The sequence below is a fragment of the Sphaerospermopsis torques-reginae ITEP-024 genome (assembly GCF_019598945.1).
In the GTDB taxonomy this organism is placed as follows: domain Bacteria; phylum Cyanobacteriota; class Cyanobacteriia; order Cyanobacteriales; family Nostocaceae; genus Sphaerospermopsis.
Map to the genome: position 1 here is coordinate 1907103 of NZ_CP080598.1, position 19230 is coordinate 1926332.

Consider the following 19230-nt stretch of genomic DNA (forward strand, 5'->3'; position numbering starts at 1 on the left):
GTCCATTATCCCCAGTATGGGCTTAACAAGGTTGCACTACCTGGACCGTTACCCCCTACTTTTTATGATGCGTCGAACCAAGATTATCTGTACTGTTGGTCCTGCTACTGCTGCACCGGAAAAGCTGCAAGCTTTGGTGGAAGCGGGAATGAATATGGCTAGGTTGAATTTCTCTCATGGTGCTTATGAAGCTCACGCCCAAACTTTTCATCATTTACGACGCATTAGTGATGAGTTAAAAAGACCCGTTGCGATTATGCAGGATTTGTGTGGTCCGAAAATTCGTTTGGGGAAGTTACCACCGGAAGGTTTGATGCTGGAAGCTGGTAGTGAGGTGACTTTTCTGTTACAGGAAAAGGGGGAAAATATTGATGAACTTCCCCTGCCTCTACCTACTTTATTCGCAATGATCCGCCCTGGTGAACCGGTTTTGATTAATGATGGTCGGGTGAAGTTAACTGTAACCAGTCGTGATGCTGATAAAATTCGCGCTCATGTGGATATTGGGGGTTTGATTTCTTCTCATAAGGGTGTAAATTTACCTGCGACTCCTTTACCTGTGAGTTCGATTACAGAAAAGGATTTGCAGGATTTACGGTTTGGCATTCAGTTGGGTGTAGACTGGGTAGCGGTTTCTTTTGTGCGATCGCCCGCAGACTTAGAACCTGCAAAACGCATGATTGAAGCTGCTGGTTCTAAAATTCGCCTCATTGCCAAAATTGAACGCCCGGAAGCTGTCGCCCAGTTAAATGACATCCTAGAAGTTGCTGATGCCATTATGATTGCCCGTGGTGATTTGGGAGTAGAAATGCCTATTCACCAAGTGCCATTAATTCAAAAAGATATCACTCGTCTCTGTAATTTGATGGGTAAGCCAGTAATTACAGCTACGCAGATGTTAGAATCGATGATTAGCGCCCCTGACCCCACTCGCGCCGAAGCAACGGATGTGGCTAATTCCATTTTGGATGGTACGGATGCGGTGATGTTGTCGGGAGAAACTGCCGTGGGTGAATATCCCATTGCGGCGGTACAAACAATGCACAATATCGCCTTACAAACGGAAAAAGCTCTACAAGAGGGAGCTAAACATAGTTGGAATCATGAAGCAGGGCGTTTGAGTGTGACGGAATCTGTCGCCCAGGCGGTTTGTCGCATGGCCTATGAAACGGGAGCTAAAGCGATTCTTTGTAATACCACTTCTGGCAGTACGGCGAGATTAATTTCCAAATATCGTCCCCTGACTCCAATTATCACCCTTACCTCTGAACCCATTGCTTACCGTCAGTTGGCTTTATCTTGGGGTGTAGAACCTTTATTAATCAAACCTGTTCACCATGCAGAAGAGATGTTTACCAATGTGGTTAACACGGTGGTAGAAAAAGGTTTCGTGAAAAAAGGTGACAAAGTTGTAATTACCTCTGGAGTACCAATTGGTATGTCAGGAACAACCAGTTTAATCAAAGTGCATTCTATTGGACAGCCTATCACAGCTTGAGACGTTTAAAATAGGGCTGAGGCTGGAACTTTTCTCTTCCTGCTCAAAAATTCTCAACTTCATTCCTTCTCTTCCTTTGTGTACTTTGCGTACTTTGCGGTTAATAAATCAAAAAAAGTTGGCAACTGCACACCTGAGAGGAATGATTTAGTAAAGTAAGGTTAGGCAATTATTAAGAAAAGTTGCCAAAATCAGAATCCTATGCAAGATCAAAGAGTTTAAATAATTGGGGATTGGTAAATCCTACACCAAAAAAATTTACGGAGTATGTTATGGCTAAAAATTTACTGGAACAGTTGCGGGAAGTAACCGTTGTTGTGGCGGATACTGGAGACATCCAAGCAATTGAAAAGTTTAAACCCCAGGACGCTACTACCAATCCTTCTTTGATTACTGCGGCGGCACAAATGCCGGAATATCAGGATATTGTTGATCAAACTTTAATTAAAGCAAAAAAAGATGCTGGTGCTAAGGCTACCCAAGGAGAGGTAGTTTCTTTGGCTTTTGACCGTTTGGCGGTATCCTTTGGATTAAAGATTTTGCAAATTATCCCCGGTCGGGTGTCTACTGAAGTAGATGCTCGTTTATCCTATGATACTGATGCCACTGTGGCTAAAGCCAGAGATTTGATTGCCCAATATAAAGCTGCGGGTATTTCTAAGGAACGGGTTTTGATTAAAATTGCCGCTACTTGGGAAGGTATCAAGGCTGCGGAAATTTTGGAGAAAGAGGGTATTCACTGTAACTTAACTTTGTTGTTTGGTGTACATCAAGCGATCGCCTGTGCTGAAGCTGGTGTCACTCTGATTTCTCCTTTTGTGGGTCGTATTCTTGACTGGTACAAAAAAGATACCGGACGGGATAGTTACCCCTCAGCAGAAGACCCTGGTGTATTGTCTGTAACTAAGATTTATAACTACTACAAAAAGTTTGGTTATAAGACTGAAGTTATGGGTGCTAGTTTCCGTAACATCGGGGAAATTACAGAGTTAGCTGGTTGTGATTTGTTGACTATTTCTCCTGGTTTGTTGTCTGAGTTGCAAAATACTGTGGGTGAGTTACCCCGCAAACTTGATCCTGCTAAGGTTGCAGGTTTATCTATTGAAAAAATCTCTGTTGATAAAGCGACTTTTGATAAGATGCACGCTGGCGATCGCATGGCATCTGATAAACTCTCTGAAGGTATTGATGGTTTCACTAAGGCTTTAATTACTTTAGAGCAATTATTGGCTGAAAGATTGGAACGTCTGGAAAAAGAAATGGTAGCTGCTGGTTAAGGGATAATTATTAGATGATTTAGGTGATTTAGATCCCCGGTTTCTTGAAGAAATCGGGGATCTGTTTTTTTTGTTTTTTTTATTTTTTTAATTGTCTGAATCAGGATTTACAGGATTTCAGGATTTACATGATTGATATTTTTTCGTTGTTTGTTGGCGTTGAGATCCCCGACTGATTGATTATTAGTATGCCGATGATTAGTAACTTTTGAGGTAAGTATTCATTCAGATTTGAGTTTTAAAATTGAGATCAATTCTGATAAATTAACATCATTCCCATTGATAGCGATCGCACTTTCAATAATCAATTCTCCTGCTTTCATATCAGTGAATAATGTTGAACCAGGAGTAACAGTTTTAAATAGAACTTCTAACAGTTTAACCTCATTACGTGGTAATGTATAATAAATTTTATCTCCCATAACTTTAATCTTTTCAGGTAACATATTTTGAGGAATATGTCCACCCAGAAAAATTTTCCAGCCACCAATTAAAGTTTTATAAATTAAAGAATCACTTTGAATATCTGGTTGTTTTAATAATTGTAATTCTCCTTCAATACAATCTTCTTTAAGAGTGATTAACTTGGGATTAAAATGCAACTTTACTTCTATTTTATCCTGTTTAATTATCGCTATTAATCCTTGAGTATCACCAGGTGTTAAACTAATAATTTGCTCTATTTTTGATTCAACTTGACGACATAAAAAAGTAACAGTTTTTGGTTTTAAGATTAATTGTTTGGCTGGGGTATTAAATTCTATATATGATTGTAAAATATTTTCGAGTATTTTTCCTGCATTACCTACAGTTTTCTGAATATTTTTGAATAAACCCATATTTTTGAATGAAGAAATTTTTGAATAAATAATTTTGACAACTATATTTAATTAATTATATAAAAAGTCACAGAATATGTCAATTACGTAGGGGCAAACCCCCCGTGGTTGCCCCCAAATGTGCTTAGGGGTAGGCACGGGGGCGCTACCCCTACAACAAATTTTTCTATTCCCTGTTCCCTGTTCCCTAATATATAAAATTTGCATGATGGAAAAAACCACCATGCAAAATCAAATTATTGAATAATTCAAACTTTACAACGCACCGCCAGCAGCTTGAAAACGAGCGCGAGCGCGTTTAAAGGCTTGTGTAGCTTGAATTTGAGCTTGTCTATCCCCTGCGGGAACTTGGTTTAATTTGGTTTGTGCTTGGTTGAAAGCTGTGCGGGCTTCTTCTAAATTAATAGCGTCCCCACGTTCAGCACCATTCACAAGAACGGTAACTTCATCTTCATCAACTTCAGCAAAACCACCCAAAAGGGCGATCGCTTGCCAGTTAGCAGTTTTACTAGCACGAACACGCATTACACCTGTATCCAATGCTGTCAACATGGGAGCGTGTCCACTTAAAACACCCAACTGACCAGTAGTGCTAGGTAAAATTACTTCATCAGCAGGAGCATCCCAGACAGTTTTATCTGGGGAAATTACACGAACGGTCAGAGTCATATTCTTTAGTTTCTACTTAGTAATGAGGTGACAGTTGACAGGTGACAGGTGACAGTGAAGAAAGCAGAGGTGCAAGGGGTAGAGTGCATGGGTAAAATATTCACGTTTGCCTTTTGCCTCTTGCCTCTTGCCTTTTGCCTTCTGTTCCCTGTTCCCTGTTCCCTGTTCCCTTTATTAACCTTTGAGCTTTTGAGCTTTAGCGATCGCTTCGTTGATATCACCTACCAAGTAGAAAGCTTGCTCTGGCAGATCATCCAATTCACCAGATAAAATTCTTTGGAAACCTTTGATGGTGTCTTCCAATTTCACATACTTACCAGGAGAACCAGTAAATACTTCTGCTACGAAGAAGGGCTGAGACAAGAAACGCTCAATCTTCCGAGCGCGTGCTACGGTGAGACGGTCTTCTTCAGACAATTCATCTAAACCTAAGATAGCGATGATGTCTTGTAATTCTTTGTAACGTTGTAAGGTAGACTGAACAGCACGAGCGGTATCATAGTGTTCTTTACCTACGATACCGGGCTGCAACATTGTGGAAGTAGAACCCAGAGGATCTACCGCAGGGTAAATACCCTTAGCTGCCAAACCACGAGACAATACTGTTGTACCGTCCAAGTGAGCGAAGGTTGTAGCGGGTGCGGGGTCGGTTAAGTCGTCCGCAGGTACATATACAGCTTGAATAGAAGTAATAGAACCTTCGGTTGTAGAGGTAATACGCTCTTGTAGCGCACCTACGTCAGTACCGAGAGTGGGCTGATATCCTACCGCAGAAGGCATCCGTCCCAACAGCGCAGATACTTCAGAACCAGCTTGTACAAAGCGGAAAATGTTGTCAACAAACAACAGTACGTCTTGCTTGTTCACATCCCGGAAGTATTCAGCCATTGTCAAACCAGACAAACCAACCCGCATTCTCGCTCCGGGTGGTTCGTTCATTTGACCATAAACGAGAGCAATTTTAGATTCGTTGAGGTTGTCTTTGTTAATAACCCCAGATTCGATCATTTCGTTGTAGAGGTCATTACCTTCGCGGGTTCTTTCACCTACACCAGCGAATACAGACACACCACCGTGTTGAGTAGCGATGTTGTTGATCAATTCCATCATGATCACGGTTTTACCAACACCAGCACCGCCGAACAGACCGATTTTACCACCACGACGGTAGGGAGTTAACAAGTCCACAACCTTGATCCCGGTTTCAAACACAGAAGGCTTGGTTTCCAAGTCTGTGAGTTTGGGAGCTTCGCGGTGAATAGGTAATGTTTCGGTGTTGTTTACAGGACCTTGGTTGTCTACAGGTTCGCCTAAAACGTTGAAAATACGTCCTAATGTGGCTTTACCTACGGGTACGCTGATGGGTGCGCCGGTGTCAACAACTTCTAAACCACGGGTTAAACCGTCGGTGCTGCTCATCGCAACGGCTCTAACTTGGTTATCGCCTAAAAGCTGCTGTACTTCAACGGTGAGGCTGATTTCTTGTCCAGCTTCGTTAGTGCCTTTGATGGTCAAAGCGTTGTAGATTTGGGGTAATTTACCGCCGGGGAACTTAACGTCTACAACCGGACCAATTACTTGGGTAATGTAACCTATGTTTGTTTTTTCTGCGGTGGTGACCATGCTGCGCCTAATGAATGAAGCTATTTTTCAGAGTTGGTCTTCAAAGACCATAAGATCAAGCAATATCATCTTTTAGGTTAGCACTGAATGATCCCATCTTTTCCTTAAATTCATTATTAAAACTAAATGCTGATAGATGCTAATAAATGCTAACATACGATAAAATATACTAAATTATATTCCATGCTTATTAGAGAAGTCTGCGATGTAGGTACGGGTACAAACAATGCTAAATTGATATATTATTATATTACAGCACTTTGCGTAACGTTTAGGTACAAAAACATAAGACAGAATTATTACATCAAGCTAGAAAATAGGATATGAACTGTACTAGATAGACGTGCAAAGTGCTGTATTATAGAATTAGTAAAGTTTTATTAATCAGTAATCAGGAATTAAAAGTAATCATGACAACTCAAGCAGAAATAATCAATCAATTAAAAGTCCTAGAAGCACTTTCTCAACAAGGAGGATATAGTGATATTTTAGCTTCATCACTCAGAAAGATTATTCATCAAGAAAGAGAACATATTCAACAGCAAATCAGAGAATTAGAAAGCGATTTGCAAGTATTTGCGCAGCGTTATCAATGATCATCTGTGGAGTTTTATCAACAATTTAAAGCTGGTAAATTAGGAGATGAAGTTGATTTTGTGGAATGGAGTGCTTTTTATCAAATGTGGTCTGATTTACAAACTCAGTTAGAGTTACTTCACTCAGTCTCTTTATATAGTGATCCGATTTGATTCATGAATTGTTCGTGGAGGCAGGGAACAGGGAACAGGGAACAGGGAACAGGAAAGAAAGCTTTCAGTATGTACTGAGTTCTGTTCAAAAATCAAATAGGAGTCCTATAGATAATAGCTGATTACTGATTACTCACTTACGTTTTCTGATTTTGGGATTTAAACCTACCTGCAATAAAATCTCGCTTTTGCAGATGTTTGGTTTTGCGTTGAGTAACTCTTTCTCTCCACATCTGGAAACTAGAAGATTTCATTTCTCTTCTCATCAAGGCTATTACCTGCTTTTCTAAAAGTCCAAATTGTGTTTCTATTGCTTCAAATGGGGTTCTATCTTCCCAGGCCATTTCGATAATACGATCTATAGTTTCAGGGTCTAAGTCAGGTAATTTCATAAGTTGACAGATGTGGAGAACTAGACAAAAATCTTATTTTGGTATATGTTGATCATACATGATCAAGTAATGAAACAACTGGTAAAAATACGATTTTGAGATCCGATGGCTCCCAACTGCCTCAATTGCCTTAAAATAAGAGTATGTCGCCTCATGCCTATTGCTTATGAACTTCTCGTCAGCACGTCAATATTTTTACCAAGAAATCCAGCAACCTGGCGAGTCTATCAACCTGGCCAGGGCTGCTTTATATATCGCCCAGGAAGAATATCCCGATCTTGATCCAGAAGAATACTTAAATGCGCTGGATACAATGGCAACAGAGTTAGAGGAGCGTTTACCATCTTCCCGCTATCCGCTGCGGATGATTCAAAGTATTAATCAGTATTTATACGAAAAGTTGGGTTTTACAGGTAATAAAATTGATTATTATGATCCGCGTAATAGTTTTTTTAATGATGTCATAGAACGCAGAACCGGGATTCCTATTACTTTAGCGTTAGTTTACATGGAGGTAGGAAAGCGTATTGATTTCCCAATGGTGGGCATAGGAATGCCAGGACATTTTTTGATCCGTCCAGATATTGCAGATATCGAGATTTTTGTGGATGCTTTTAATGGTGGTGAGGTGATGTTTCCCCAAGACTGCCAAGAAAGATTATCACAAATTTATCAGCAATCGGTTACATTACAACCAGAATTTTTAGCTGTGGTTAGTAAGCGGCAATTTTTAGCGAGGATGCTGACAAATTTGAAGTATATTTATTTAAATCGCCAAGATTTAGAAAAAACCCTATCTGTGGTAGAAAGAATTTTGTTGTTGTTTCCTGGTGTGAGTTTAGAATTAAGAGACAGAGGTTTGCTTTATTATCAACTTGGTTACTTTACCCAAGCAGTAGAGGATCTGCAAATTTATTTAACTAAAGTTCCCGAAGGTGAAGATGCTAATGTGATTCGGCAATTACTAAGTAAGTTGGATAGTTGATAGTTGACAGTTGATAATTCTTAACAAAGAATAAATATGGGATTTTTGTCAACTTCTGGCCTTAATCTGATAAGTGGGTGTTTCACAATATACAAAGTTTTGTTAACAAATAAGCGTTATTTTTACTACAAAAAGATAAGTAAATATACTATTGCGTTTTCTTTCCCATCAGCATACTATGTAGCGCAATAAGTTTTTGTTATCTAAACCATCATGAAATCTATTCTGCAAACCTACACAGAGAAAGAGATATGGTTGTTAATCAGAGATAAATGGTATTTGGCAACAATTATCGGGGTTGTAGATGACTTATTGTGGTTTAAACACAGAACTCACAACAAAGAGACAGAAGAAGATACTTTGTGGGAAATGGTGGTGAAAATCAGTGAAGTCATTGCTATTGATAAAGTGATATCTGTGATGAGTAGAAAACCAGATGTATTTATGTCTAGGTTATTGGAAGCAGATAACACGATACATAATAATCAACAGGAACATGAAAAATAAATGCTAATGATGTAAGGAGTCAGGAGTCAGGAGTCAGGAGTCAGGAGTCAGGAGTCAGGAGTCAGTGAACAAGAAACAGTGATAACTGATAACTGATACTGGGTTATTAGTTACTGGATAAATTATTGGGTGGTGTGATAGTTTTGGTAAATTTTTTCCAGAGCGATCGCACTACTTTTTTTTGTTGAATTGAGTGTAAAATAATAAAAACCAAAAATGTGTAAGCTAACCAAAAATGTAAACTTCTACCGATTTCCACCATTGCTGAATTTTGGGGAAACATATCAGGTAAAAGAATACCAAAAACTTTAACATTATTACTTTTAAAAGAATTAGAAAGTAAAAAACCCGTAACGGGAACAACCCACATAAAGATATATAAACTGGTATGAAGGGCGACGGTTTGCAACCATTCGGGAGTAAATTTAGGAAATTTTTTTGTATATTTGCGCCACCAAACTCGCAACAATACTAAAATTCGCCATGTGAGAATGGCCATTGTTAAAGCACCTATTGATTTATGAAAATCGTAAAGAGAAGGGCGAATAAAAATCTCTCTTGGCAACCTGGCCATAATTGTGCCAGTTAAAAATAGGATTAAATAACCAATTGACATCCACCAATGGATAGACATTAGGTGTTTAAATGCCGAATTTTGTCTAGGTTTAGAGGGTGTATTGATAGAATTCATATATTAATGATTGGTTTTTATCTATGATTGTGAAAATTTGTAAATTTAGTTTAGCAACGATTTAAGTTATACGCTTGTGTTTTTGGGTTAAGGTAGATTTAAGGTAGTGGAAAATATCGCTAGGTAGGTATCTACTATAAAAAACTTACATATTCATATAAATCATCCATATTTCCCTGAAAATTAAGACTTTGCAATTCAAAAGATGATTGTGTATAAGATTGTAATACCCATAAATCTTGATCATTCCTTCGGAAACAATCTACTTGAGGTTTTTTGACATCTATTAACACATATTCTTGTAAAGTTTCGATATTTTGATAGTCTTTAAATTTATCACCCCGATCAAATGCTTCTGTGGAATCTGATAATATTTCAATTATTAAACAGGGGAATTTTTTATAATTTGATAATGCTTTATCCCTTTCATCACAAGTAACCATCACATCAGGATAGTAAAAACGATTTATTGTTTCTATTCTGGTTTTCATGTCAGTTGCAAAAACTCGACATCCACTACCACGAATGTGATTACGAATGAGAAAAGCACTATTTAATGTTACAGTAACATGAGGATCTGAAGCACCAGCCATTGCGTAGATGTAACCGTTGATGTATTCATGTTTGACTGGGCTTTTTTCTTCCAGTGCTAAATATTGTTCAGGAGTGATGTAAACATCGTGATTTGCGATCATATATTTGATGTGTTTATTACATAATTTTATCTTTTATTATAGTAGATTTATTGCCAATTTTGTAAAAATACTGATTTTAGGACTCAAGATTATGTGTTTTTCAGTTAAAATAGTTTTAGGAAAGCGCATAATGTCACCAGATAGGTACATAAAGTATGGTATACAGCTTTACATTTCCCCAAGAGATTATTGATAGCATCCAGGAAAGGATAGAAATTCTGGAAAGATGCTTAAATGATCCTAACCCGCAAGATGAAAAAATGGCAGAAATACTTGAGTTGGTTAATATTCAGGAAATAGCTGTTATTCAACTACAGGAGAAATTGTTAAAATTAATTGAAAAATTCATTAGAGTAAGAAAACTATCTCAGGTAATTCTTGAAAAATCAAGCAATGGTGAACACTTTTTTAATTACTTACTATTATATGTAAGACAGGATTTTATGTACAAAGAAATTATAGATTCTGATTCATCCCTAATCATAAATGGGGAAATTTTAAAAAAAATGACTATAGGTTTTGTAGAAATTTATAATCAATATAAATGTCAAAAAGAAACTCTAGATAAGGTTTTTTTAAAACTGTATGAATCTGAAATATACATTTGGATTGAATCTTTAAAGCACTTATTACAATCACTTATCAAGGCTTGTTTAAGGACAAATGTATTCACGGAACAAGAAATTAATGCTTTTAACTTAGGAGATATCACACCCCAAGAATCAGAAGCTATGTTAATTTCTTTAGCATCTACTAAAAAATGGGATTATGTGTATAGAAAACTGGCATAATCCTAAATTCATTAATAAAGAAGATGTATTAAGTATACATAAAAAGCAGATTAACCTATATGGTGGATCAGAAGGTATCCGCGATGAAGGTTTATTAGATTCTGCGATTTACCAACCTCAAGCAAGTTTTGGAGGTGAATTTTTACATCAGACAATTTATGAACAAGCAGCAGCTTATTTATTTCACATTTGTAAAAATCATGCTTTTATAGATGGTAATAAACGTACTGCTTTTGATGTGATGGTGACGTTTTTGAATTTGAATGATTATGAATTGAATCTAATACCAGAGGAAGCATATCAATTAACAATGCAGGTTGCTGATAATAAAGTGAGTAAGGAAGATTTGATAGAAATATTGAGAGATTGTATTATAGAATTATTTTAAAAGATGATTCTTGATAAGATTGTAATACCCATAACCTTTGAAAATTAGAACGGAAAAAATCTACTTGAGGTTTTTACATCAAAAAAAAACATATTACTTAAAGGCTAAGAGTAGTTAAATGAACACAGTCACCTTAAACCTAGATCCAATTATTCGCCTTACAGATGAACAATTTTACCAACTCTGTATGGCCAATAAAGATGTAAGCTTAGAACTAAATGCAGAGGGAGAGTTAATTATTGTGCCACCAGTAGGAGGAGAAAGCGGCCGTAGTGAAGCCGACTTAAATTTTAAAGTCAGTCTGTGGAATTACCAAACAAAACTAGGAATAGTATTTAGTTCTTCAACAATATTCCGACTTCCCAATGGTGCAAAACGTTCACCTGATGTTGCTTGGATAAAATTAGAACGCTGGGAAGCATTAACAGAAGAAGAACGAAAGAAATTTCCCCCACTTACACCAGACTTTATCATTGAACTGAGATCAGAAACCGATAGACTTAAAACCCTGCAAGAAAAGATGCAGGAATATATAGATAATGGTTTGTGTTTGGGTTGGTTAATTAACCCCCAAGATAAAGAAGTAGAAATTTATAGAATTGGAAAACCTGTAGAAATTGTCCAACTTCCTGCTGTAGTTTCTGGGGAAGATGTTTTACCAGGGTTTGAATTACAAATTTGAAATCCACATTAAAGCAACCTGATTATTAGATAAAACATTTGGTTGGGTTGCGCGTTGCTTAACCCAACCTACATCTGTAAATTTCTAAACTGTCACACCTTCCAATTGTTCATCACTCAATTCATACAACTGACGCAATTTTTCCAACCTATTACCATCAGCATTCCACAAACCGCGCCCGTGTGCTTCCAACATTCTACTAACAATATTTCTAAAAGCTTCCGGGTTTGCTTTGCGTAATTTTTCCGCCATTTCTGCATCTAAAGCATAGGTATCCGCAGCTTGTTCATAAACCCAATGATCACGAAAATCAGCAGTTCCACCCCATCCTATTAAAGCTGTCATGCGTTGGGAAATTTCAAAAGCACCACCAGAACCTTGGTTAGCCATTGCTTCCGCCCATTTAGGATTTAATAATTTAGTTCTGTACTCCATTCTTAATAAATCGTCTAAATTTCTAGGAGTGGTATCTTTAGAAAAACTTTCCACAAAACTAGCTGTTACTTTCTTACCGCTTTGCTGTTCAGCCGCTTTTTTCAAACCTCCAGTATTGGCGTAATATTCTTGAATATCAGTTAAACCATATTCAACAGAATCTATTTCTTGAACAATGCGATCGCTCGTTTTTAATAAAGTTTGCAAAACTTCCGGTCTAGCTTGTCCTTTATCCTTTCTTCCATAACTAAAAACATTGCGACTTTCCCAAGTTTTACCCAACTCATCACCACTATCCCAGTTACCATCTACAACTCTATCATTAACCAAAGAACCAAAATCACCAGAGGGGTTAGAAAACAACCTTGCAGACGCATTTTCCACACCTTGGGCTTTTAATTCCAAAGCGTGTTTTCTAATAAAATTCTGTTCCTCTGGTTCATCAACTTCCACAGCACGAAGAAACAAATCATCCAATAATTCAATAATATTCACAAAACTATCACGGAAAATACCAGATAGATTTCCTAACACATCAATGCGCGGATGTCCCACATCAGAAAGAGGTTTTAAATCATATCTAACAATTCTTCCCGTACCCTCCTTAACAGGTTCAGCACCCACCAATTCTAACAGAATACCAAGAGATTCACCCTTAGTTTTAATCGCATCCAAACCCCACAATAAAACCGCCACAGTTTCAGGATATTTCTGATGTTCTGCTAAATGCTGATCAATAATTTTCTTAGCTATTTCCCTACCTCTTTCATAAGCAGCAGGAGAAGGCATTCTATAGGGATCTAAAGCATGAATATTTCTTCCAGTAGGTAACACACCCGCACCATCCCTCAACAAATCTCCCCCAGGTGCAGGAGGAATAAACTCACCATTTAAACCCCGCAAAAGATTCGTTAACTCATCAGTAGATTGATTCAACAAACCAATAATTACTCTTTCTTCCTTCCTTCTTTCTTCCTCTCTTCTCTCTTCTTCCTCTCTTCCTTCGTGTTCTTCGTGTCTTCGTGGTTCGTTTCCAAAAAAAGCATCCAAATAACCCTTTAACTCCTCCTCATTTGGTGCTTCACCTAAAGTATGTAAACCAGAAGAAAACAACCGACTTTCCAACACCTGCAAATACTCATACAACTTAATTAAATAATCATCAAAAGCGTGACCACTAAACAACCTGACATTTTCAGGACTAAAAGAAATACCCAATTTTTTCGCATCATCAAAAGGACAATCAACATCCAAACCAGTATCAACAATCTTCTTACAAATACCTTCTTTTAGCACATAATTTTTCTGTGGATCTTCCCGATATTCTGCGATTAAATCCCGTAAATTTACCAACTCCTTATATAAACCCGCACGACCATAAGGTGGTACATTATGAGAAATTAAAACCCCATAACCACGACGTTTAGCTAAAATTGATTCAGAAGGATTATTAGCAGCATAGATATATAAATTAGGCAGATTTCCTAACAAAATATCCGACCAAGAATAACCAGTATTTCCTAAAGGTGAACCTGGCAACCATTCCACAGTACCGTGCATTCCAAAATGAACAACCGCATCAGCTTGAAATTCATTTTGTAACCATTTATAAAAAGCAGCATATTGAGGATGGGGAGTTAAATCTCGCTCAAACATTAACCGCATCGGATCACCTTGTATTCCTAAAGGTGGCTGAACTCCGATCCAAACATTTCCTAACTGCACACCACCAATATGTAATTCATCACCATAGGTTTTAATTCCTGCACCTGTTAAAGATTTCCATTGTTTTTCAATTTTAGAAGTGCGGAGATATCCTAACCATTTTTCTAATTTTCTAGCATTAACAGTATTAGCATCTGTGGGGAAGGGTTTATCTTTTTCCCAGGTTTCTAATTCTTCATCTTTTGCTTTTACTTGTTTAATTAATTCCTCTCCATCTTCAGGAATGTCACCAACATTATAACCTTGTTCTTTAAGTGCATGAAGTAATTTAATTAAACTGCGAGGAACGTTTAATAATGCCGCAGTTCCTACAGCACCATAACCAGGAGGAAAACCATATAAAATAATGGCAATTTTTCGTTCTGATGCTGATTTTTGACGTAAGGAAACCCAATTTTTAACTCTATCAATTAACCTTTGCACTCTTTCTGGAACTAAATAAATATCTTCCCCAACTAAACCACCTAAAGGAATTGTATCAATTGCCCCATCTAATTCAGGAAGTGCATATAAAACCACACTTTGTAAACCGCCAATTCCTTGACGAGTCCAAGAATGGATATCTTGAATTAACAAAGGTGCTGCAACAATATAGGGAATATTTTTAGCGGTTAAAATGCGTTTTGCGACTTCTATTTGTCTTCCTGCTTCCATTGAACCCGCAGGACCACCAACTAAAGGAAAACCAATTGTAGAAATAATCGCATCAACTTTAACTGCTTCTGTTGAAAGTGAGGGTGTTTCTATATTTCCCTGTTGTCTTTTTTGGGTTTCATAGTCTGTTGTCATCCAATCTCTAACAGCAACATGACCTTCAACTCCGTTAATAAAAATTGGTAAAGGTATTAAACCCGAATCTTCAAATTTTTTGATTAATTGGGGGATATAATTCTGTTTTGTAATGACGTGCTTTCTATAAAGTAAAATTCCGATAACTGGGGACTGGTGACTGGTGACTGGTGACTGGTGACTGGGGGTTATCTCCCCTACTTCCCCCACCTCCTGACTCCTGACTCCTGACTCCTGACTCCTTTTTTCATACCACTCCAAATATGCTTTTGGTGATGTAAAATACCCTGGATAGTCGGGATGTAATAAACCCATGTTGGGGGTTTCGATGGGTGCAGGAATGTCACCGACTCTTAAATCTAAGTATTTTTCCGCAAGTGTCCAAAATAAAGATGCTACATTTTCTGTTCCTCCTGCGTTCCAGTAACCGTAGATAATGAGCCAGTTGCGGAGGTCTTGGACTTTTTGTACTGGTACGAATTTTAATAGTTTGGGTCCAATTTTTAAGAAACTAATATAACCTGCGAGTTTGTCTTCTTCTTTACCATTGCTGAATTTATCCAGGATGAATTTAACAGGTTTTGGCATTCCTTTAGGTTTATCACTGATAGAAAACGCGCCTATTTTCGTTAAACTCATTAATTCTAGTGCTGATTCAAAAACAAGCCGGATGGGGATATTAGCAATATGTTCTCGCAACCATAAAACTTGGTCATAGTCAAATATTAAACTACCAAAAAAAACATCAGCCCCTTGAAGTGCAGCTTGTACCTCGTCCGGGTTGGTGGTAATATTGCGATCGCTAAAAACGCTAATATCTAACTCAGGACACCCAGAACTAGCCAAAAAAGCCGCTTTTCTGTACAGTTCGGCGTTAAACGATTCAAAACCAGCTATCAAGACGATGCGTTTCATGCTACTCAATTACAAAATTAGGAAATCTTTATCTACTTTGATCTTAAACATTGTTGCCAGCTAATGGGGGAATATCTACCTAAAGAGTACAATATCTCATTTGCCCATTGAGGCTGAAGGTGAGATATATTTCCTTTCTTCCCTGTATTTGGAAATTTACCAGTTACATTGTGATTACATCAATATCTAGTTGCTGCCAATTTTAAGCAATTATTATATGTGATATCATGATTATGGTTTTTGACTAGAAAAAATCCCAAACAAGCCCATTTTCTTAATTAAATCTTTTTTTTGAAAGTACGTTGAGGATACACCATGAAATTTGGAATTGATATGGGGCATAATTGTCCTCCAGATACGGGAGCTAGAGGAATTAAAATTGAAGATAACTTAACTATGGAGGTGGGAAATAAAGTTATAGCTAAGTTAAAAAGCTTAGGACATGAAGCAATATCTTGTACACCAAATAGTGCTAGTTCAGTCAGTCAATCTCTGGGTAGACGTTGTGATATAGCTAATAGAAACAAAGTTGATGTTTTTGTTTCTATTCATTTTAATGCCTTTAATGGGCAAGCGAATGGATCAGAAGTATTTGCCATGAGTGATGCTGGGAGAAAAATTGCCAAACCAGTATTAGATGAAATTATCAAGTTAGGATTTTTTAATCGCGGTGTCAAGAACGGCTCTCATTTGTATGTGCTTAGAAATACAAATATGCCGGGAATTCTCATAGAATGTTGCTTCATAGATTCAGCCAAAGATATGCAACTCTATGATGGGGAAGCAATGGCCAATGCTATTGTTACAGGGTTAACTGGTAAAGTAGTATCACCAGCATCAAACCCAGTATCAAACCCAGTATCAAACCCTGTTAACACAGTTCGAGAACCTGTAAACATAGTGCGAGATGAGGAACAAAATACAGATACTTCTGTTCTCAGATTGCAACAAGCTTTAAATCGACTACAAATAACTGATAGAAATAATAGGCGTTTAGTCGAGGATAATATCATCGGACCATCCACAACTTCTGCTGTAGAGAAGTTTCAAAGAATTGTGGGAATTATTCCCAGTGGAATGGCAACTAGCACTACATGGAATGCCATTAATCAGATATTATCAAAACGATTAGTGCAAGGAAATCAAACCACAGGAGCAGTAATGAGATATATACAACATCGTGTAGGTACTGTTGCAGATGGTATTTATGGTCGCAATACAGAAGCGGCAATTAAGAGATTTCAACAGCAAAATGGTTTAACTGCTGATGGCATTGTTGGTTCTGCAACTTGGCAGAAATTAATAGGTTAATGAACAATTGATAATTGATAATTGATAATTGACAATTATGAATTATCAATTATCAATTGATAAAGATGGCAATATTGTTAAATATAAATTCTGTCTCGTTTCTACTTTTAAATATTGCTCTTGTAGTGGTTGCCACTGCTGCCATAATTGGTAACGATTGGCTGCTAATAAAGTTATTAGACCACTTATTTGCTCGTTAATTTCTGACTTAAAGATATTTTCCAGCCACTCATTTAAAACTATGCTATCTTGCAGCATTCCCAAAATTTCTTGAATACTTTTTACCTGTGAAATATGTGTGGAAAAAGCTTCACCGTACAGGTCAGTAAATAATTCCATTTGATAGCGAACTCTTTTAGCTTGTTTTCGCAAATCATGAAGAATTTTCCCTTGATTTTTCAGATTTTTTTCTAACTCTTCCGGTGTCCAGTTGCTTTGTACAACTACTTCTGAGTTTACAACTTGAGTACCAATCATCCACCCTGGATGCAATAATAATTTACTGACTTCGGGTAACAGTAAATCTGGTAGGACTTGGTGAATAGGTAAAGATGCTAATGGGTGATAACTAGGTTTTTCTAACCATTGATGAAGATGATTTTTCAAAGATTTATAAGTTTCATCTTTCAATATTTTTTGCACCTGGGAAAATGCCACTTCCCGTTGTTTGGCTAAAGTGGAAAAAGCTATCTCTAAAGATGCTTGTTCCTTGGGAAGTAAATGTGGTTTATAATGATTTTCCAGTATCTCTTTTAAGACATCCAAATCTCGGAGATTTCCTAGTATCCTGGCAATTTTACCAATATTTTGATCGCTGGCTGATTTGGGTAAATTTAAACATAGCTCAAAACGACTAACTGCTGTACGTAAACGACGCATTCCCACACGCATTTGGTGTAGTGCTTCTGTATCTTCGTCTTTTTTAACTGATTTTTCCCATTTTATGGTTTTGTGAAAGTGTTTTTCGATTGCTTGATATGCACAATCTCCTAGACTTTTGACTGTGGGTGTTGTGGCTAAGTTCATAGGTTATATCAATTCACTATCTCATCATATTTTTGCATGATAGCAGTAGCGAAAAATTGAAATCTATTATTTTATAGACTTTTTAACAACATTGGCTGCTAGTTATTTGATATGTAATGATTCAGATAATCTCATTTTTAAAGATTTTAAAGATTGGTAGAAATAGCCTGTACCGGACAAGTGGGAATACATTGTTCACAGACAATACAACGCGATCGCGTAAATGTCAGTTGATATGTATCTGGGTTGAGAGAAAGAGCTTCCGTTGGACAAACTCCAGTACACAAACCACAGTCAACGCATAGATCATCATCAATGACAATTTCACCTAAATTATGGGAAACACTGATGTGTTGCGATCGCATCCATTCAATAGCTGCATCTACTTGATCAATATCCCCCAATAATTCCACTACCAGTTTACCAATTTGATTCGGGGCTACCTGAGCGCGGATAATATTAGCAGCAACGTTAAAATCTTTTGCCAGTCGGTAAGTTACAGGCATTTGAATAGCACGTTTAGGAAAAGTCAAGGTGACTCGTTTTTTCATGGGTAAAAAACTGGGTTTTGCTAAACTAGATGATGAAACTGCTTAATAAGTCTTAATAAATAAATTATGAGTACAGATGCACCCATCAAGACTGCTGTTAATACTCCCACCACAACTGGATCTAGCCTTGGGGGACGTATGAGAAACTTCCTCATTGTTATTGTAGCGATCGCCCTGAGTGCTGCGCTATTTCTGGGACTGCGAACCCAGACAACCTCAGTTTCCCTCACCGAACTAGATGCAGCATCCACACCCTTAGAAGTGGCAGTTAGCAATAATAAACCCAGTTTAGTAGAATTTTATGCTGATTGGTGTACAGTCTGCCAAAAAATGGCACCCGATATAGCCGAACTCAAACAACAATATGCTGACAAATTAAACTTTGTCATGCTGAATGTAGATAATAACAAATGGTTGCCAGAAATGCTCAAATATCGAGTTGATGGTATTCCTCACTTTGTATTTTTGGGTAAACAAGGAGAAGGTATAGCCGAAGCTATTGGTGACATACCACGTTCCATCATGGCCAGCAACTTAGAAGCTTTGGTGGCAGGTTCTCCTCTTCCCTACGCGCAAATGAGTGGTAAAACTTCCAAATTTTCCGCCCCAGTATCAACAAATAGTCAAGATGATCCCCGCAGTCATGGAGGGTGACAGGGGACTGGGTAATAGGTAATTGATAATGGGTAATT

At 37.5% G+C, this 19230-nt stretch carries 20 protein-coding genes; 11 read left to right on the forward strand and 9 right to left on the reverse strand.

All coding sequences use genetic code 11. The annotated features are described in order from the left end of the window. The first annotated feature begins 67 nt into the window (after positions 1 to 67). Both pyk and K2F26_RS08830 read left to right on the forward strand, forming a co-directional pair. Entirely contained in the window at positions 68 to 1498 is a 1431-nt protein-coding gene (gene pyk, locus K2F26_RS08825) for a pyruvate kinase (RefSeq protein WP_220611830.1), read from the forward strand. Positions 1499 to 1770: 272 nt separating this feature from the next. Beyond that, entirely contained in the window at positions 1771 to 2775 is a 1005-nt protein-coding gene (locus K2F26_RS08830) for a transaldolase (RefSeq protein ID WP_220611162.1), read from the forward strand. Between the two features lie 221 nt (positions 2776 to 2996). Here the strand turns inward: K2F26_RS08830 and K2F26_RS08835 are convergent, their stop codons facing one another. The 3 genes from K2F26_RS08835 to atpD form a co-directional block, all read right to left on the reverse strand. Then, a complete protein-coding gene (locus K2F26_RS08835; RefSeq protein WP_220611163.1) occupies positions 2997 to 3614 on the reverse strand; it encodes a hypothetical protein in 618 nt (205 codons plus the stop codon). 255 nt (positions 3615 to 3869) lie between these two features. After that, positions 3870 to 4283, reverse strand: coding sequence for an ATP synthase F1 subunit epsilon (gene atpC, locus K2F26_RS08840; RefSeq protein WP_220611164.1), 414 nt, complete (start codon positions 4281 to 4283; stop codon positions 3870 to 3872). Between the two features lie 174 nt (positions 4284 to 4457). Next, on the reverse strand, positions 4458 to 5906 hold the full coding sequence (gene atpD / locus K2F26_RS08845; RefSeq protein ID WP_220611165.1) for a F0F1 ATP synthase subunit beta: 1449 nt from the start codon (positions 5904 to 5906) through the stop codon (positions 4458 to 4460). Positions 5907 to 6316: 410 nt separating this feature from the next. Here atpD and K2F26_RS24690 point away from each other — a divergent pair, with 410 nt between their 5' ends. Then, positions 6317 to 6502 carry a hypothetical protein gene (locus K2F26_RS24690; protein ID WP_246605560.1) on the forward strand — a complete coding sequence of 62 codons (186 nt, stop codon included), beginning with the start codon at positions 6317 to 6319 and terminating at the stop codon, positions 6500 to 6502. A 6-nt stretch (positions 6503 to 6508) separates the two neighbouring features. Continuing rightward, positions 6509 to 6655: a hypothetical protein gene (locus K2F26_RS24695; RefSeq protein WP_228019690.1), complete on the forward strand. Its 147-nt coding sequence runs from the start codon at positions 6509 to 6511 to the stop codon at positions 6653 to 6655. A 137-nt stretch (positions 6656 to 6792) separates the two neighbouring features. On the opposite strand, the gene K2F26_RS08855 is transcribed toward K2F26_RS24695, so the two are convergent. Beyond that, the gene (locus tag K2F26_RS08855; protein ID WP_220611166.1) at positions 6793 to 7047 is read right to left on the reverse strand and encodes a TIGR03643 family protein; all 255 of its coding nucleotides are present in this window, start codon (positions 7045 to 7047) and stop codon (positions 6793 to 6795) included. 166 nt (positions 7048 to 7213) lie between these two features. On the opposite strand from K2F26_RS08855, the gene K2F26_RS08860 reads away from it, so the two are divergent. Next, positions 7214 to 8032 carry a SirB1 family protein gene (locus tag K2F26_RS08860; protein ID WP_220611167.1) on the forward strand — a complete coding sequence of 273 codons (819 nt, stop codon included), beginning with the start codon at positions 7214 to 7216 and terminating at the stop codon, positions 8030 to 8032. Between the two features lie 213 nt (positions 8033 to 8245). Further along, the gene (locus K2F26_RS08865; RefSeq protein ID WP_194052940.1) at positions 8246 to 8539 is read left to right on the forward strand and encodes a hypothetical protein; all 294 of its coding nucleotides are present in this window, start codon (positions 8246 to 8248) and stop codon (positions 8537 to 8539) included. 106 nt (positions 8540 to 8645) lie between these two features. Here the strand turns inward: K2F26_RS08865 and K2F26_RS08870 are convergent, their stop codons facing one another. Together K2F26_RS08870 and K2F26_RS08875 are read right to left on the reverse strand one after the other, a co-directional pair. Beyond that, positions 8646 to 9173 carry a cytochrome b gene (locus K2F26_RS08870; RefSeq protein WP_246605561.1) on the reverse strand — a complete coding sequence of 176 codons (528 nt, stop codon included), beginning with the start codon at positions 9171 to 9173 and terminating at the stop codon, positions 8646 to 8648. A gap of 191 nt (positions 9174 to 9364) precedes the next feature. Continuing rightward, positions 9365 to 9925, reverse strand: coding sequence for a Uma2 family endonuclease (locus K2F26_RS08875; RefSeq protein ID WP_220611169.1), 561 nt, complete (start codon positions 9923 to 9925; stop codon positions 9365 to 9367). 155 nt (positions 9926 to 10080) lie between these two features. On the opposite strand from K2F26_RS08875, the gene K2F26_RS08880 reads away from it, so the two are divergent. From K2F26_RS08880 to K2F26_RS08890, 3 genes are all read left to right on the forward strand, one after another. Beyond that, entirely contained in the window at positions 10081 to 10716 is a 636-nt protein-coding gene (locus K2F26_RS08880; protein WP_220611170.1) for a hypothetical protein, read from the forward strand. Continuing rightward, entirely contained in the window at positions 10694 to 11104 is a 411-nt protein-coding gene (locus K2F26_RS08885) for a type II toxin-antitoxin system death-on-curing family toxin (RefSeq protein WP_220611171.1), read from the forward strand. Before K2F26_RS08880 ends, K2F26_RS08885 begins: the two co-directional genes overlap by 23 nt. A 118-nt stretch (positions 11105 to 11222) precedes the next feature. Continuing rightward, on the forward strand, positions 11223 to 11786 hold the full coding sequence (locus K2F26_RS08890) for a Uma2 family endonuclease (RefSeq protein ID WP_220611172.1): 564 nt from the start codon (positions 11223 to 11225) through the stop codon (positions 11784 to 11786). A gap of 84 nt (positions 11787 to 11870) precedes the next feature. Here the strand turns inward: K2F26_RS08890 and bchH are convergent, their stop codons facing one another. Beyond that, positions 11871 to 15650: a magnesium chelatase subunit H gene (bchH, locus tag K2F26_RS08895; RefSeq protein WP_220611173.1), complete on the reverse strand. Its 3780-nt coding sequence runs from the start codon at positions 15648 to 15650 to the stop codon at positions 11871 to 11873. A 315-nt stretch (positions 15651 to 15965) separates the two neighbouring features. Here bchH and K2F26_RS08900 point away from each other — a divergent pair, with 315 nt between their 5' ends. Beyond that, on the forward strand, positions 15966 to 16961 hold the full coding sequence (locus tag K2F26_RS08900; protein WP_220611174.1) for an N-acetylmuramoyl-L-alanine amidase: 996 nt from the start codon (positions 15966 to 15968) through the stop codon (positions 16959 to 16961). A gap of 45 nt (positions 16962 to 17006) precedes the next feature. On the opposite strand, the gene K2F26_RS08905 is transcribed toward K2F26_RS08900, so the two are convergent. Then, entirely contained in the window at positions 17007 to 17987 is a 981-nt protein-coding gene (locus K2F26_RS08905; RefSeq protein ID WP_220611175.1) for a CHAD domain-containing protein, read from the reverse strand. A 146-nt stretch (positions 17988 to 18133) separates the two neighbouring features. Next, positions 18134 to 18538, reverse strand: coding sequence for an NIL domain-containing protein (locus K2F26_RS08910; protein ID WP_187040873.1), 405 nt, complete (start codon positions 18536 to 18538; stop codon positions 18134 to 18136). A 66-nt stretch (positions 18539 to 18604) separates the two neighbouring features. Here K2F26_RS08910 and K2F26_RS08915 point away from each other — a divergent pair, with 66 nt between their 5' ends. Then, the gene (locus tag K2F26_RS08915) at positions 18605 to 19192 is read left to right on the forward strand and encodes a thioredoxin family protein (protein ID WP_220611176.1); all 588 of its coding nucleotides are present in this window, start codon (positions 18605 to 18607) and stop codon (positions 19190 to 19192) included. The last annotated feature ends 38 nt before the right edge of the window (positions 19193 to 19230 follow it).

Excerpts from the sequence above, each read along its gene's own strand:
- K2F26_RS08865 (WP_194052940.1), top strand. The coding sequence starts at position 8,246 with ATGAAATCTATTCTGCAAACCTACACAGAGAAAGAGATATGGTTGTTA.
- atpC (WP_220611164.1), bottom strand. The coding sequence starts at position 4,283 with ATGACTCTGACCGTTCGTGTAATTTCCCCAGATAAAACTGTCTGGGAT.
- K2F26_RS08855 (WP_220611166.1), bottom strand. The coding sequence starts at position 7,047 with ATGAAATTACCTGACTTAGACCCTGAAACTATAGATCGTATTATCGAA.
- pyk (WP_220611830.1), top strand. The coding sequence starts at position 68 with ATGCGTCGAACCAAGATTATCTGTACTGTTGGTCCTGCTACTGCTGCA.
- K2F26_RS08880 (WP_220611170.1), top strand. The coding sequence starts at position 10,081 with ATGGTATACAGCTTTACATTTCCCCAAGAGATTATTGATAGCATCCAG.
- bchH (WP_220611173.1), bottom strand. The coding sequence starts at position 15,650 with ATGAAACGCATCGTCTTGATAGCTGGTTTTGAATCGTTTAACGCCGAA.
- K2F26_RS08905 (WP_220611175.1), bottom strand. The coding sequence starts at position 17,987 with ATGAACTTAGCCACAACACCCACAGTCAAAAGTCTAGGAGATTGTGCA.
- K2F26_RS08900 (WP_220611174.1), top strand. The coding sequence starts at position 15,966 with ATGAAATTTGGAATTGATATGGGGCATAATTGTCCTCCAGATACGGGA.
- K2F26_RS08875 (WP_220611169.1), bottom strand. The coding sequence starts at position 9,925 with ATGATCGCAAATCACGATGTTTACATCACTCCTGAACAATATTTAGCA.
- K2F26_RS08860 (WP_220611167.1), top strand. The coding sequence starts at position 7,214 with ATGAACTTCTCGTCAGCACGTCAATATTTTTACCAAGAAATCCAGCAA.
- K2F26_RS08890 (WP_220611172.1), top strand. The coding sequence starts at position 11,223 with ATGAACACAGTCACCTTAAACCTAGATCCAATTATTCGCCTTACAGAT.
- K2F26_RS24690 (WP_246605560.1), top strand. The coding sequence starts at position 6,317 with ATGACAACTCAAGCAGAAATAATCAATCAATTAAAAGTCCTAGAAGCA.
- K2F26_RS08910 (WP_187040873.1), bottom strand. The coding sequence starts at position 18,538 with ATGAAAAAACGAGTCACCTTGACTTTTCCTAAACGTGCTATTCAAATG.
- K2F26_RS08915 (WP_220611176.1), top strand. The coding sequence starts at position 18,605 with ATGAGTACAGATGCACCCATCAAGACTGCTGTTAATACTCCCACCACA.
- K2F26_RS08885 (WP_220611171.1), top strand. The coding sequence starts at position 10,694 with ATGTGTATAGAAAACTGGCATAATCCTAAATTCATTAATAAAGAAGAT.
- atpD (WP_220611165.1), bottom strand. The coding sequence starts at position 5,906 with ATGGTCACCACCGCAGAAAAAACAAACATAGGTTACATTACCCAAGTA.
- K2F26_RS08830 (WP_220611162.1), top strand. The coding sequence starts at position 1,771 with ATGGCTAAAAATTTACTGGAACAGTTGCGGGAAGTAACCGTTGTTGTG.
- K2F26_RS08835 (WP_220611163.1), bottom strand. The coding sequence starts at position 3,614 with ATGGGTTTATTCAAAAATATTCAGAAAACTGTAGGTAATGCAGGAAAA.
- K2F26_RS08870 (WP_246605561.1), bottom strand. The coding sequence starts at position 9,173 with ATGTCTATCCATTGGTGGATGTCAATTGGTTATTTAATCCTATTTTTA.